At 62.8% G+C, this 13,526-nt stretch carries 13 protein-coding genes; 6 read left to right on the top strand and 7 right to left on the bottom strand.

The features are described from left to right. Positions 1-15: 15 nt before the first annotated feature. Together thsB and KU306_RS06885 are read left to right on the top strand one after the other, a co-directional pair. Positions 16-1,650 carry a thermosome subunit beta gene (thsB, locus tag KU306_RS06890; RefSeq protein ID WP_258303379.1) on the top strand — a complete coding sequence of 545 codons (1,635 nt, stop codon included), beginning with the start codon at positions 16-18 and terminating at the stop codon, positions 1,648-1,650. 308 nt (positions 1,651-1,958) lie between these two features. Continuing rightward, a complete protein-coding gene (locus KU306_RS06885; RefSeq protein ID WP_074791098.1) occupies positions 1,959-2,957 on the top strand; it encodes an ornithine cyclodeaminase family protein in 999 nt (332 codons plus the stop codon). Positions 2,958-2,998: 41 nt separating this feature from the next. Here the strand turns inward: KU306_RS06885 and KU306_RS06880 are convergent, their stop codons facing one another. The 6 genes from KU306_RS06880 to hisH all read right to left on the bottom strand — a co-directional run bounded on the left by KU306_RS06880 (position 2,999) and on the right by hisH (position 9,083). Further along, positions 2,999-3,220 (bottom strand): DUF7535 family protein, encoded by a 222-nt coding sequence (locus KU306_RS06880; RefSeq protein WP_007544675.1) that lies wholly within the window; start codon positions 3,218-3,220, stop codon positions 2,999-3,001. A 106-nt stretch (positions 3,221-3,326) separates the two neighbouring features. After that, positions 3,327-6,203, bottom strand: a complete 2,877-nt coding sequence (leuS, locus tag KU306_RS06875; RefSeq protein ID WP_258303253.1) for a leucine--tRNA ligase — start codon at positions 6,201-6,203, stop codon at positions 3,327-3,329. A gap of 241 nt (positions 6,204-6,444) precedes the next feature. After that, the gene (gene hsp14 / locus KU306_RS06870) at positions 6,445-6,891 is read right to left on the bottom strand and encodes an archaeal heat shock protein Hsp14 (protein ID WP_258303252.1); all 447 of its coding nucleotides are present in this window, start codon (positions 6,889-6,891) and stop codon (positions 6,445-6,447) included. A 178-nt stretch (positions 6,892-7,069) separates the two neighbouring features. Beyond that, positions 7,070-7,480 carry an archaeal heat shock protein Hsp14 gene (gene hsp14 / locus KU306_RS06865; RefSeq protein ID WP_258303251.1) on the bottom strand — a complete coding sequence of 137 codons (411 nt, stop codon included), beginning with the start codon at positions 7,478-7,480 and terminating at the stop codon, positions 7,070-7,072. An 82-nt stretch (positions 7,481-7,562) separates the two neighbouring features. Then, the gene (gene pheA, locus KU306_RS06860; protein ID WP_007544669.1) at positions 7,563-8,369 is read right to left on the bottom strand and encodes a prephenate dehydratase; all 807 of its coding nucleotides are present in this window, start codon (positions 8,367-8,369) and stop codon (positions 7,563-7,565) included. A 54-nt stretch (positions 8,370-8,423) separates the two neighbouring features. After that, complete coding sequence (hisH, locus tag KU306_RS06855) at positions 8,424-9,083, bottom strand: imidazole glycerol phosphate synthase subunit HisH (protein ID WP_007544668.1); 660 nt, start codon at positions 9,081-9,083, stop codon at positions 8,424-8,426. 185 nt (positions 9,084-9,268) lie between these two features. Between hisH and KU306_RS06850 the strand changes: the two genes are divergently transcribed. The 4 genes from KU306_RS06850 (at position 9,269) to KU306_RS06835 (ending at position 12,848) form a co-directional block, all read left to right on the top strand. Next, entirely contained in the window at positions 9,269-10,201 is a 933-nt protein-coding gene (locus tag KU306_RS06850) for a phosphate/phosphite/phosphonate ABC transporter substrate-binding protein (protein WP_049918862.1), read from the top strand. 61 nt (positions 10,202-10,262) lie between these two features. Then, positions 10,263-11,009, top strand: a complete 747-nt coding sequence (locus KU306_RS06845; protein ID WP_007544663.1) for a phosphonate ABC transporter ATP-binding protein — start codon at positions 10,263-10,265, stop codon at positions 11,007-11,009. Continuing rightward, positions 11,006-12,049, top strand: a complete 1,044-nt coding sequence (locus KU306_RS06840; protein WP_007544661.1) for a PhnE/PtxC family ABC transporter permease — start codon at positions 11,006-11,008, stop codon at positions 12,047-12,049. The genes KU306_RS06845 and KU306_RS06840 overlap by 4 nt, the downstream gene beginning before the upstream one ends. Positions 12,050-12,128: 79 nt before the next feature. Then, positions 12,129-12,848, top strand: a complete 720-nt coding sequence (locus KU306_RS06835) for a DUF6498-containing protein (protein ID WP_258303249.1) — start codon at positions 12,129-12,131, stop codon at positions 12,846-12,848. Between the two features lie 60 nt (positions 12,849-12,908). Here the strand turns inward: KU306_RS06835 and KU306_RS06830 are convergent, their stop codons facing one another. After that, on the bottom strand, positions 12,909-13,505 hold the full coding sequence (locus KU306_RS06830) for a uracil-DNA glycosylase (RefSeq protein WP_258303248.1): 597 nt from the start codon (positions 13,503-13,505) through the stop codon (positions 12,909-12,911). Positions 13,506-13,526 lie beyond the last annotated feature (21 nt).

Below are 13,526 nucleotides of genomic sequence, written 5' to 3'. Positions count from 1 at the left end.
CAACAGGGTCAGCCGATGATCATTCTCGGTGAAGACTCCCAGCGCGTCAAGGACCGCGACGCGCAGGCGTACAACATCCGCGCCGCTCGGGCAGTCGCCGAGGCGGTACGTTCCACACTCGGACCGAAGGGAATGGACAAGATGCTCGTCGATTCGATGGGCGACGTCACCATCACCAACGACGGTGTCACCATCCTCAAAGAGATGGACATCGACAACCCGACGGCCGAGATGATCGTCGAAGTCGCCGAGACGCAGGAAGACGAAGCCGGCGACGGAACGACCACGGCGGTCGCCATCGCGGGTGAACTCCTGAAGAACGCCGAGGACCTCCTCGAACAGGACATCCACCCGACGGCCGTCATCCGCGGGTTCAACCTCGCCGCCGAGAAGGCCCGCGAGGAAGTCGACGACATCGCAGAACACGTCGAACCCGACGACCAAGAACTCCTGAAGAAGGTCGCCGAGACCTCCATGACGGGCAAGAGCTCCGAACTCAACAAGGAGCTTCTGGCGGACCTCATCGTCCGCGCCGTCGAGCAGGTTACGGTGGAAGCCGACGACGGTACCTACGTCTCCGACCTCGAGAACCTCTCTATCGAGACCCAGACCGGTCGCTCCGCGTCCGAGTCCGAACTCCTCACCGGTGCCGTCATCGACAAGGACCCCGTCCACGACGACATGCCGGTCTCCTTCGAGGAAGCCAACGTCCTGCTCCTCAACGAGCCGGTCGAAGTCGAGGAGACCGACGTCGACACGAACGTCTCCATCGAGAGCCCCGACCAGCTCCAGAAGTTCCTCGACCAGGAAGAGGCCCAGCTGAAGGAGAAGGTCCAGCAAATCGTCGACTCCGGTGCTGACGTCGTCTTCTGCCAGAAGGGCATCGACGACCTCGCCCAGCACTACCTCGCGAAGGAGGGTATCCTCGCGGTCCGCCGGACGAAGAAGTCCGACATCAAGTTCCTCAAGAACATCACCGGTGCGGCTATCGTCTCGGACCTCGACTCCGTCGACGAAGCCGACCTCGGTGTGGCGTCCATCCGCCGCGACGACGGCGACGAGCTGTTCTACGTCGAAGGCGTCGGCGAGGACGTCCACGGTGTCACCCTCCTCCTGCGTGGTTCGACCGACCACGTCGTCGACGAACTCGAACGCGGCGTCCAGGACGCTCTCGACGTCGTCGCCGCGACAGTCACCGATGGCCGCGTCCTCGCTGGCGGCGGTGCCATCGAAGTCGAACTCGCCTCGCGCCTCCGCGACTACGCAGACTCCGTCTCCGGCCGCGAGCAGCTCGCCGTCGAGGCGTTCGCCGATGCGCTCGAACTCGTCCCGCGCGTGCTCGCTGAGAACGCCGGTCTCGACTCCATCGACACGCTCGTCGACCTTCGCGCGGCCCACGAAGACGGTCAGGTCCGCGCTGGTCTGAACGTCTTCACTGGCGAAGTCGAAGACGCCTTCGAAGCTGGCGTCGTCGAGACGGCCCACGCCAAGGAGCAGGCCATCGCCTCCGCCTCCGAAGCCGCGAACCTCGTCCTCAAGATTGACGACATCATCGCTGCTGGTGACCTCTCCACCGGCGGCGACGACGACGAAGGCGGCGCACCCGCTGGCGGCATGGGTGGCATGGGCGGTATGGGCGGCGCGATGTGAAATTGGAGTAGGTACTCCAATTCCACATAAGCTGCCGGGCGTAGCCCGGCAACGCGATGTGAAAGTAGGCACGCACCCGTCACACTAACACACGCTCCGTTCCCCCAACCCAACCGCCGTACCGCGCGATAACCTGATTCTTTTTGCAGGGCTAATCACCAGACAGCAACGGTACTCTCTCGTACCAGACTGTGTGGCAACAAATCACACGGCAGACAAGTTGGATAATTCTCTCACTTTTTCCAGTAGCCTTGGACTTCCATGCAGAAATAGAACGAACTAAGTAGGAGGTACGGCAACGTTTCCCTATGCGCAAGACGCTGCTACTGAACAAGGACGACGTTCACGAGAACGTCCAGATGCCGGAGCTCATCTCGGCTATCGAAGACGCCTTCGGTGCCTACGAGTCCGGAGACGCCCAGATGCCGCCGAAGTCCTACATCGACCTGCCGCAGTACAACGGCGACTTCCGGTCGATGCCAGCGTACCTCGACGCAGGCGACTGGGACGCAGCAGGCATCAAGTGGGTCAACGTCCACCCCGACAACGGCGATAAGTTCGACCTGCCGACGGTCATGGGCACGATGATTTACTCCGACCCCGAGAACGCGTTCCCCCTCGCGCTCATGGACGGGACGGAACTGACGATGCTCCGCACGGGCGCGGCCGCGGCCGTCGCCACCGACTACCTCGCCGTCGAGGACGCCTCCTCGATGGGTATCATCGGCGCTGGCGTCCAGTCGTACACGCAGCTTCGCGCCATCAGCGAAGTCCGCGACATCGAGGAAGTCGTCGTCTCCGACCTCGACGAAGAGCGCGTCGCCGACTTCATCGACGCCTTCGAAGACCAGTTCGACATCCGCGCGGGCTCCATCGAAGAGGCCGCCCAGTGCGACGTCCTCTCGACGGTGACGCCCGTCGAATCGCCCATCGTCCCGCGTGACGCGGTCGGCGAGCACACCCACATCAACGCGATGGGTGCCGACGCCGAGGGCAAGCACGAACTCGCCGACGAGATTCTCCTCGACGCAAAGCTCGTCATCGACGACCACGCCCAGACGACCCACTCCGGCGAAATCAACGTCCCGTACCACGAGGGCGTCCTCGACGACGACGACATCTTCGGCGCTATCGGCGAAATCGTCGCCGGCAACAAAGACGCGCGCACCGAGGAAGATGGCATCACCGTCTTCGACTCGACGGGTCTCGCGATTCAGGACGTCGCTGCGGCTCACGTCGCCTACGAACACGCCATCGAAAACGACAACGGCTACGCGTTCGACCTGCTCGGCCTCGCCGAGGAGTAAACGCGACCCCAGTCCCTACCGCGGCCGGGCTCAGTGTCTGGCTATTCTCCCGCGCCGCGTTGTGCACCGAGGTAGCCGAAGGCTTTCGAAAGCACGTACACGATTGCAATAAACGGCAGTAGCGGGATGATGAGGACGGCGAGAAGCCCAAACATCAGCCATCCGACTGAGTCCATCTCTCCGTCCGGTCGGCTGTCGAAGCGCGGCGTGACAGTCTCGTACTCGTCTTCGGTCGGACGGGCGAGCGATTCTTCTTGGCTCATGTTACCAAATAGGAAGGGAAAGCCGATAAGATGAACGCTGCCCCCGGCAGTATCGGAACGTCACACGTTCGAGAACGTCGGTAAAAGTAGAGAGAACGTCAGCCGTCTATTCGAGGTGGACGGCCGGACGGAACGGAATCGCCTTCGACGCGCGGTCGGCCGGGTCGACGATGTCGTCGGCGTCCTCGGCGAACACTTCGATTTCGGCGTCGAACTCGCGGGAGAGGAAGTCCGCGGCGCGCTCGTAGAGTTCGACCTCGTCGAGGTCGAGTTGTGCGCGCAGAGTGTCTTCGTCCTGCCCGCGGGTCTGGCTCACGAGGTCCTGTACGAGGTCGTTGACCGCGTTGCCCTTCTCGCGGAGGTCGGGGTTCTGCATGACTTGTCCCATGATAGCCCCCACGTTGTCGCCCTGGTCGACCACCGTCTCGAAGACGGTGTGCTTCCAGTCGGCGGCGACGTAGACGCGAATCGTCTCGGGGTCGGAGTCGGTCACGTCGATGATGTCGCGGACGTCCTCGGTCAGGCGCTCGACCTGTCGCTCTTCGAGTTCGACCGTCTCGTCGTCGAACTCGGTGTCCGGGTCCGGCCACGGCGCGTCCTCGGCCGGCGTCCCGGTCAACTGCTCGTGGAGTTCGTTCGTCATGAACGGGATGAACGGCGCGAGCAGTCGCAGACGCGTTTCGAGGACCTGTCGGAGCGTCCACTTCGCGGCCTCGCGGTCGAGGTCGGTCCGGCGGCGGTACCAGCGCAGGTCCTCTTCGAAGTTGTAGAACGCGGCTTGGCTGGCAGAGCGCGTCTCGGCTTCGTCCATCGCGTCGGTCACGTCGCGGATGGTGTCGTTGAGCTTCGACAGCAGCCAGCGGTCCACCGTCTCCAGTTCGGGCTGTTCTTCCGGACCGGGGTCGGCGATAATCTCCTGTGCGCGGTTCCAGAAGCGTTCGAGTTGGTCGGAGACCGAGCCGACGAGGTCGTCGCGCCAGTCGTAGTCCTGCCACGGTTCGGCGGAGTTGAGCAGGAAGAACCGGACGGTGTCGGCACCGTACTCGTCGATAGCCTCGCCCGGGAGGACGACGTGGCCCTTCGACGACGACATCTTCTCGCCTTCGAGCAGGCCCATGCCCATGATGACGATTCCCTGCGGCCACTGCGCCTCGTCGAACAGTTCGCCGTGGTGGAACTGGTAGAACGTCAGGTGGTTCGTGATGAGGTCGTTCGCGGAGAACCGGTAATCGACGGGGTACCAGTAGTCCCACTCCTCGCGGAGTTCGAGCGCCTTCTCCGGGGCGTCGTCTACGGCCTCGGGGCCGTAGAACAGCGTGTCGAAGAAGTCCTGCGTGAGTTCCTCGGTCGGAATCTCTTGCAGACGGTGGGCGATGGTGTAGTACGCCATGTAGATAGTCGAGTCCGAAAGCGGCTCGATGACGAACTGGTCGTCCCACGGCAGGCGAGTGCCGAGCCCGTAGTTCCGGATACACGGCCATCCGTTCAGCCAGTCGATGGTGTGGTGGTACTCGTCGCGGGTGTTGTCCGGGATGGCGTCCAGCCCATCGGCCACGTCGTGGGCGATCTGCTTCCAGTCCTCGTCGTCGTACGAGAGGAACCACGTGTCCTGTTCGGCGACGACTACGTCACCGCCACAGCGACAGACGACTTCCTCGGAGAACTCCTGCATCACGTCGAACTGCCCCGACTCGACGCCGTCGGCCTTGAAGTCGTCGCGGGCTTTCTCGACGAGTTCGCCAGCGTACTCGCCGTAGAACTCCTTGAGGTGGCCAGCGTGGAACTCCTTGTTGTAGAGGTCCTTGGTGGCCTTTTCGAGGGCGGGGTCGTCCGAGGACTCGATACCGCGGTTCTCGACGATGGACTGGGCGGGAATCTCGCCGTAGTCGTCGTCTTCGGAGTCGATGTCGAGAATCGGAATCGGCTCGATGTCCTCGACGTCCTCGGGGTCGATACCGAACGATTCGAGGTAGTCGGTGTCGGCTTTCGCCTCTTGCAGCGCCACGTAGTCGTCGGGGCTGTGTGCCGGAACGGACATGACGACGCCCGTCGCGTTGTCGGCGTCGACGAACGAAGCCGGGAGGACCAGCACGTCGTCGCCCGTGACCGGGTTCTCGACGGTCTGGCCCACCAGTTCGGACCCTTCGACGGTGTCCAGAATCTCCACGTCGTGGGCCTGGTACTCCAGTTTCGCGGACGCGTACTCGGAGACGAACCACGTCTCGCCGTCGACCTCCGCGACGACGTAGGTCGCTTCGGGGTCGATGTAGGCGTTGGTCACGCCGTGGACCGTCTCGGGGCGGAGCGTCGCCATCGGGACGACGACCGACTCGCCGTCGCGTTCCCAGCCGAAGCGAACCAGCGTGTACTCTTGGAACTCCGCTTCCTCGCCTTCCAGCAGGTCGTGGGTCGTGACTGGCTGTTCTTCGTTCGTACAGAACTTGACGGGGTGGAGCCCCTTCTCCAGTCGGCCGCGCTCGCGGAGCGTCCGGTACTGCCACTCGATGAACTTCGAGTAGCGTTCGTCGTTCGTGGTGAACTCACGTCGCCAGTCGATAGAGAGACCGAGCGACTGCATTCCGTTCTTGTAGTGTTCCTCGATGAAGTAGCGTGCCCACCCCATCGGCGTCTCCAGTTCGGGGAGCGTGTCTTCGGAGACGTTGTAGGTGTCTTTCAGAACGGACAGTTGCTTCTCTTCGCCCTTCTGCAAGCGCTCGACAGCACCGATGATGGGCGTTCCGGTGACGTGCCACGCGATGGGGAACAGAACGTTGTCGCCCTGCTGGCGTCGGTAGCGGGCGTACACGTCGGGGACGGTGTAAGTTCGTGCGTGCCCGATGTGCATCCCACCGCTCGGATACGGATACGGAACTGTGACGAACGTCGCGTCGTCGGCGTCTGCGTCCGGGTCGGCCTCGTATCGGCCGGTCTCGGACCAGCGCTCCCGCCAACGCGCTTCGAGTTCCTGCGGGTCGTAGTCCATATCCGTGGTAGTGGCACCCCGGCCTAAAATAACTCCTATACTCGACTTGTGGGTCTGTCTGATTGCGGCAGATATTGCCAGATATTGTCACGCGAGTGTCTGGGGCAGTGTTCGGTCGGTGACACCACAGTCTGGTCAGTACAGATTGTCGGTGTCAGAAAAACGGGCGTGTACGACTCACAGGTCGTCGAAGGCACAAACAAACGCCGAGAGTCGCTGTTCGACGACGCTCCCTCGCCGCTTACTCGATGTCGATGTGGCGCGAGTCGTCGGGCTGGGTGTCCAACTTGGGCAGCGTCACGGTCAGGACGCCGTTGTGGTACGACGCCGAGGTGTTTTCCTCGTCGACCATCTCGGGAAGGCGGATGGTGCGGCGGGCGGATTCGTGGCGTCGCTCGCGCCGGAGGTACTCGCCCGACTCGTGTTCGTCGTGGAGTTCGCGTTCCGCGTCGATAGAGAGGGTGCGGTTCGCAATCGACAGCGAGATGTCGGACTTCTCGTAGCCCGGCAGGTCGGCCGTGACGATGATTTCGGTGTCTGTGTCGGTGATATCCACAGCCATGTCGTGGGTGCGGACGGACGACATCATGCCCGAGCGGTCGAACTGGCGGCCCATCTCGTCGAATTGGCGGGACATTCGTTCGAACAGTTCTTCGAAGTCGTCGAAGGGATTGGTACGTCGCATCATTGGTAATTCACCGAGGGGTAGGAACGTCGTCTGAGGAGATAATCGTTATCAGACCTAGTCTATCAATTCGCACGCCTCACGGACTCTACACTCGAAATACCAAGAATAAGCTCAAAAGAGTGGTCGGTCTTTCGGGGGTTCGCGTTTTCGGCCGTCGCCCCGCTCGGCCCCACCAGCGTCACTCGATGTCGATGCGATGGGAGTCGTCCGGTTCGGCCTCCAACTTCGGGAGCGTCACGGTGAGCACGCCGTTGTGGTACGACGCCGACACCTCGTCGCGCTTGACCTCCGCGGGGAGCGTGACCGACCGAGAGACAGAGCGGTGTCGTCGCTCGCGCCGGACGTAGTGTTCGTCGTCCACGTCGGTCGAGTCCTCACGCTCGGCGGAGATTGTCAGTTGCCGACCGCGGACGGTCACGTCGATGTCGTCTTTGTCGTATCCGGGGAGGTCCGCAACCACCTCGATGTCGCCGTCGGCTTCGACGACGTCGAGAGAGATATCCTGCATTCGTGCGAGCCCAGTCTCCTCGAACGACCGGCTCATTCGTTCGAACAACTCCTCGATATCGTCGAATGGGTTTCGCTGCATGCGTGACAACGTAGGGCATGCACGATTAAGAGAGATGTGGCTATTCCCACACGTTGGCGACCGAAAGAGAGAGGCGGCAGTCTCAGTAGAGGACGTGGCGCGTGTCGTACGAGCCGAGCACGCGAACCCAGCCGTTTCGGGCGATGCCTTCGACTTCGTCGAGAGCGGCTTGCATCCGTTCTTCGTAGAGACCGGCGTCGGCGTCGATGTGGAAGAGGTAGTCGCCGAGGCGGTTGCCACTCGGGCGCGACTCGATACGCGAGAGGTTGATGTCGCGTTCGGCGAACGCTTCGAGGAGTTCGAGGAGCAGTCCGGGGTAGTTCGCGTTCGGGTAGACCACGAGCGACGTCTTGCCACCGGCATCGGAGCGGGCCGACTCGGGGGCGACCACGAGGAATCGCGTCGCGTTCGACGAGCGGTCTTGGATGTCCTCGGCGATGATTTGTAGGTCGTCGCCCACGTTGTCCGGGTGGCCAATCCCCGCCACCGACGGGTCGGCGCGGGCGCGTTCGACACCGCGAGCGGTGCTGGCGACTGCTTCGAGCGCCACGTCGGGGTAGTTCGCTTCGAGGTAGGAACGACACTGTGCGAGCGCTTGGGAGTGGCTGGCGACGGTGTCGAACTCCTCGGACTGGGCGAGAAGGGCGTGTCGAATCGGCGTGACGATTTCCTGGACGACGCTCACGTCGGAGTTCGCCACGGCGTCGAGGCTCTCGGAGACGCTGCCTTCGATACTGTTCTCGATGGGGACGACACCGCGTTCGAACGCGCCATCGGCGACGGCGTTGACGATAGACGTGACCGATTCGCGGAACGCGACGTCGTCGGCGACCGCGCGGGCAGCGCGATGAGAGTAGGTGCCCGCCGGGCCGAGCGTGACTGCCTGCATGGGCACTCCTTGACTCACGGGTGACAAAAGCGCGTCGGGGGCGGCGAATTCGACCTACTGCTCGGCGCAGAACTCGACGAAGTTCCGCAGGATAGTCAGGCCGGTCTCGCCGGACTTCTCGGGGTGGAACTGCGTTCCGAAGACGGTGCCTTCCTCGTTGGCGACGACTGCCGGAAATTCGACACCGTAGTCGGTCGTGGCGACGATGGCGTTGTCGTCGTCGGGGTCGGCGTAGTACGAGTGGACGAAGTAGGCGTATTCGCCCTCGACGCCGTCGACGATAGGGTGGTCGCGCTCGACGTGCAGTTCGTTCCATCCCATATGCGGAACCTTCTGTCCCTCGGCGAACCGGACGTTGCGGCCGGGAATGAAGTCGAGACCTTCGACCTCACCCTCGCCGGCGTGGTCCGCCTCTTCCGAGGTGGTGAGAAGCATCTGCATCCCGAGACAGATGCCGAAGACGGGCGTTCCCGACTCGGCGGCTTCGGCGAGTGGTTCGCGGAACGGCCCGGCGTTCTCCATCCCCTCGGAGAACGCGCCGACGCCGGGGAGGACGATGCCGTCGGCGTCGTCGAAGTCGGCCGGGTCGTCAGAGATGATGACGTTCGCACCCGCGCGCTCCAGGCCGCGGCGGGCGCTCCGAAGATTACCAAGCCCGTAGTCGACCATCACCACGTCGGCGAGGGTCTCCTCGGAGGCCTGTGTCGTGCTCATGTGTGTATCTTGGCGACCGGGGGCAAGTGAGTTTCCGTCCCGGCGACCGTCGCGGGTTGAGACAACTTAGCACGCGTTCTATGGTTACTCACGAGATTCACGAGATGACCGAATAACTCCCGACAAATATAGAGAAAAAATAGGAACTTTTAACCTCAATCTGCAATAGCTTCCGTACGAATCACATGTCTTCCCGACGGAATTTCCTCAAGACAGCCGGTGCAGCAGGGGCACTCGGCATGGCGGGACTCAGTGGGTGTATTGGGAACTTCGGTGAGCAATCGTACGGAAACGGTGAGATCAACTTCATGATGTCGCCGTCTGAGCCGCAAGACTACATGCGGTCGCAGTACAAGCCGTACGCGGGCTATCTCGAAGAGGAGACCGGGACGACGGTCTCGCTGAAGTACGCTGCCGACTACTCCGCAGTCCTTCAGGGACTTGGCTCGGGGACGGCCGACATCGCAGAGACTGGCCCCTTCGCCGCCGCGCTCGGCGTGAAGGCTGACAAAGCGAAAATCGCCCTTCAGCGTCACGCCTACGGTTCGTGGGACTACACGAGCGTCATCGTGACCAAGAAGGACTCTGATATCGACTCCTTGACCGACCTCGAAGGCGAGAAGGTCGGCTTCGCCGACATGACCTCGGCCTCCGGGTCGCTGTACCCGCTGTACATGCTGAAGCAGGCAGGACTCACTATCGGCGAAGCGCCGGTCAGTGACTCCGGCGCAGACTTCACCGGTGTCTGGTCGGGACACGCGGAGGCGTTCGCCGCCCTCGAAAACGACCAAGTGGCCGCCGCCGGTGTCGGGCAGTTCATCACCCGCGACGACGACGGCGAACTCGCAGACGGCTACGAGTACGTCGAGACGTACGATGGCATCCCCCGCGCGCCGATGGTGGTCAATCCGAACCTCTCCGAGGAGGAGAAAAACAACATCGTCGAGACGCTTCAAGACGCTCCAGACGAGATATACTACGGCGCGGACGGCGAGCCGGACACAGACGACGACCTCTGGTTCGACAGCGTCCGCCCGGCCGGCCTCAAAACCTACAAGCCTGTCATCAAAGTCGCCGACGAACTCAATCTCTCTACCGACCTTCTGAACCAAGGTTGAACGCACTTTCGACGTGGCATAGGACGTAACAACCAATTGCTTTCTTTCAGACAACAAACCAATGCCTGCAGTTTCGGTACAGAACGTCACGAAGCGGTTCGGCGACACGGTCGCCTTAGAGAACATCTCCTTCGAAATACCCGAAGGGGAGTTCGTCATCCTCTTAGGACCCTCCGGGGCCGGGAAATCGACACTCCTCCGAATCCTAAACGGCCTCAGTCAACCGACAGAAGGGACAGTCCACATCAACGACCGGGCTGTCACCGGCCAACGGTCAGACGTGGGGATGGTCTTTCAGATGCACTACCTCGTCGAGACGATGAGCGCCTATCGAAATGCCCTCACTGGCGCTCTCTCGCGTGTCTCGCTCGCCGAAAGCCTCGCGTCGCAGTACAGTGAAGAAGACAAGCTAGCCGCGCTCGAAGCACTCGACACGGTCGGACTGCTCGACGAAGCGCGGCAGCGCGCCGGGTCGATGTCCGGCGGCCAGAAACAGCGCGTCGGAATCGCTCGCGCGCTCGTCCAGAAACCAAACCTGCTTCTCGCCGACGAACCGGTCGCGAGCCTCGACCCGAAGGCCGCAGAAGAGGTCATGGGCTACATGAAAACGGCTGCCCACGAGCGGAACTTGACGACTATCGCGAGTCTCCACCAGGTCAATCTCGCTCGCGAGTTCGGTGAGCGCTACATCGGCCTACGAGACGGAAAAGTCGTCTTCGACGGCCGGCGCGAAGACCTGACGATGGACGTCGTCGACGACATCTACTACGAAGAAGGAGAGACTGGTATGGTGGAGGCGATGGGATGACCGACGACGAACTCCGCGCCGACGGTGCTGGCGAGAGTGCGTCGGCACCGCGGCACATCCAAGACGCACTTTCGACCATCGAGCGCGCGCAGTTCATCCGTCGCGTGCTCATCTTCGTGGGCATCATCGCGCTCTTGGCGCTGACGGGCATCGGGATGACGTATCTCGGGTTTACCGTCGCTCAAATCTACCGCCAACTCCCGCAGTTCCTGAACAACGTCGCCGAATTCCTCTCGCCGGACTTCCATTACTTCACGCTGTTTGCCATCCAAAACGACCTCCACGGCTTCACCGCCCTCTTCGAGAGCCTCCTCACTCCCGGGTCGCTCCTCGACGCCGTCCTCAACCGCGACCAAGGACTGAGCATCATCGGTGGTGCTGTCGCAACCATCGTCATCGGGTTCACTGGGACGGTTATCGGGTTCCCGCTCGCACTCATCTTCGGTGTGCTCGGCTCCGAGCGCGTGACGCCGTTCCCGTTCAACTTCCTCTTCCGCGGGACGATGTCCGTCATCCGCGCCGTGCCAGCACTCGTGTGGGTCCTCATCTACATCCCGCTCGTCGGCATTACCCCCGTCGGGGCGATGCTGGCTATCGGGACCGACACCATCGGGAATCTCGGCCGCCTGTTCACCGACGAACTCGAAGAGGTGTCTGACGGCCCAATCGAGGCGATTTCCTCGACCGGTGCGGCGTCCTCCCAGACGGTCGTCTTCGGGATGTTGAGTCAGGTGTCTTCGTCGTTCGTCGCGTGGACGCTGTACATCCTCGAAATCAACGTCCGAATCGCCGTCTCGCTCGGTGTCGTCGGTGCCGGCGGCATCGGACAGTACGTGAAAGGACGGCTCAGCCTCCTCGCGTACGACCAGGCCGCGGCCGGTATCGCGATGATTATCGTCATCGTCCTCTCGGTCGAACTCACGTCGTCTCGCCTCCGCGCGCGACTCCGACCGGGCGAGACAGAGTCCAAGGGTATCGTCGATGCCCTCCTCGACCTCGCGGACACCGGAAAGTGGCTCGGCACGGGAAACAGGAAGTGACGAGCCACGACGGTCGTCACCCCCAGTGACCGTCTGAAAAGAGACAATTTTTTCAGGTGTATCACGTCGGTGCGAGCGCATGCGTTGGTCCTCGGGTGTTCCTTCGTCCCCGCTTGCCCTCGCCGCACTCGTCGCCGCGAGCGGCCTCCCACTCGCTGGCGTCGTCTGGTTCGACTGGAGTCTGAAGGCGCTTCTCGTCACGTACTGGCTGGAAAGTGCCGTGGTCGGGCTGGTGAACGTCCCGAAGATTCTGGGCGCGTGTGGGTCGGACGACGAAGCCCATTTTTCTGTGACAATCGGCGGGTATCGGCTCGACCTCGCACCGCCGCAGCGTTCACGCGACAGGTTCCACCTCTACCCGACGAACATCCCCGCAGCGGGCTTTTTCGTCCTACACTACGGTCTCTTCTGGGCAGTCCACGGACTCTTCGTCTGGGACTTCGAGTCGTTCGTCGGCGACATCGGCGGGGTTCCGCTGGTTCCTGTCGGTCTGGCCGCCGCCGCGACGCTCGTCAGTCACGCTGGGTCGTTCGCCGTCAACTTCGTCGGCGACGAGGAGTACCAGTCGGTCGCGCCCAAAACCCAGATGTCGGAACCGTTCCACCGAGTCCTCGTCCTGCATCTGACTGTCTTGTTCGGCGCGTACCTCGTCGCGGCCTTCGGTGCGCCCGTGGCGGCGCTGGTCGTGATGGTGTTCGTAAAGTCGGGACTCGACGTGCGGGCACACCTGAACGAACACGCCCGAGCCGAAAAGCGAACACAGCAGTCGGAAGATGGGACAGAAGAGCTGTCGGCGTAGAATAGCGGTGGCGACCGCGCTTAGAAGCCGGCGAGCCTATTCAGAAGTCGGCGAGCCTACTCAGAAGTCACCGAGACTCGACTGGCCGCTCGACGAGTCGGCGAGGCCGGAGAGTTCGGCGGCCCGCGAAATCGTCTCGAAGAACCCCTCGCGCTGGCCGCGGTCGTAGAGGGTCGCAGCGGGGTGAACAGACAGGAGGACGCGGTACGACTGGTCGCCGAGGCGAGCGTCGGCGACCGAGCCCGCTTCTTTCGTGATTGCGACACCCCGGTCGAGCAAGTGCTGCGAGGGCACCTTTCCGAGCGTGACGACGAGTTTCGGGTCTACGAGTTCGAACTCGCGGGCGAGGTAGCCCCGGCAGTTCGACAACTCCTCGCTCCGCGGGTCGCGGTTCTCCGGCGGGCGACAGCGAACGCAGTTGGTGATACGAACGTCTGCGCGCGCGAGGCCGGCTTCGCGGAGCGCGTCGTCGAGGACGGTCCCCGACCGGCCGACGAAGGGCTCGCCGCCCTCGTCTTCTTTCGCTCCCGGCGCTTCGCCGAGAAAGAGCAGGTCGGCGTCGTCGGGACCGACCCCGTTGACGATTCGACTCCGCGACGCGACGAGGTCCGGGCAGCGCTCGCAGTCGGTCACGCAGAGGCCCTCCATGTGTTCCATACCTCACCCGACGGCGGGGGG

It is taken from the genome of Haloferax larsenii (genome assembly GCF_024730625.1).
In the GTDB taxonomy this organism is placed as follows: Archaea; Halobacteriota; Halobacteria; order Halobacteriales; family Haloferacaceae; genus Haloferax; species Haloferax larsenii.
The sequence above is the reverse complement of the archived record's forward strand: the minus strand, read 5'-3'. Positions and strand labels throughout refer to the sequence as shown.

Coding starts and splice junctions, on each gene's coding strand:
- thsB (WP_258303379.1), top strand. CDS start 16: ATGATCATTCTCGGTGAAGACTCCCAGCGCGTCAAGGACCGCGACGCG.
- KU306_RS06885 (WP_074791098.1), top strand. CDS start 1,959: ATGCGCAAGACGCTGCTACTGAACAAGGACGACGTTCACGAGAACGTC.
- KU306_RS06880 (WP_007544675.1), bottom strand. CDS start 3,220: ATGAGCCAAGAAGAATCGCTCGCCCGTCCGACCGAAGACGAGTACGAG.
- leuS (WP_258303253.1), bottom strand. CDS start 6,203: ATGGACTACGACCCGCAGGAACTCGAAGCGCGTTGGCGGGAGCGCTGG.
- hsp14 (WP_258303252.1), bottom strand. CDS start 6,891: ATGATGCGACGTACCAATCCCTTCGACGACTTCGAAGAACTGTTCGAA.
- hsp14 (WP_258303251.1), bottom strand. CDS start 7,480: ATGCAGCGAAACCCATTCGACGATATCGAGGAGTTGTTCGAACGAATG.
- pheA (WP_007544669.1), bottom strand. CDS start 8,369: ATGCAGGCAGTCACGCTCGGCCCGGCGGGCACCTACTCTCATCGCGCT.
- hisH (WP_007544668.1), bottom strand. CDS start 9,083: ATGAGCACGACACAGGCCTCCGAGGAGACCCTCGCCGACGTGGTGATG.
- KU306_RS06850 (WP_049918862.1), top strand. CDS start 9,269: ATGTCTTCCCGACGGAATTTCCTCAAGACAGCCGGTGCAGCAGGGGCA.
- KU306_RS06845 (WP_007544663.1), top strand. CDS start 10,263: ATGCCTGCAGTTTCGGTACAGAACGTCACGAAGCGGTTCGGCGACACG.
- KU306_RS06840 (WP_007544661.1), top strand. CDS start 11,006: ATGACCGACGACGAACTCCGCGCCGACGGTGCTGGCGAGAGTGCGTCG.
- KU306_RS06835 (WP_258303249.1), top strand. CDS start 12,129: ATGCGTTGGTCCTCGGGTGTTCCTTCGTCCCCGCTTGCCCTCGCCGCA.
- KU306_RS06830 (WP_258303248.1), bottom strand. CDS start 13,505: ATGGAACACATGGAGGGCCTCTGCGTGACCGACTGCGAGCGCTGCCCG.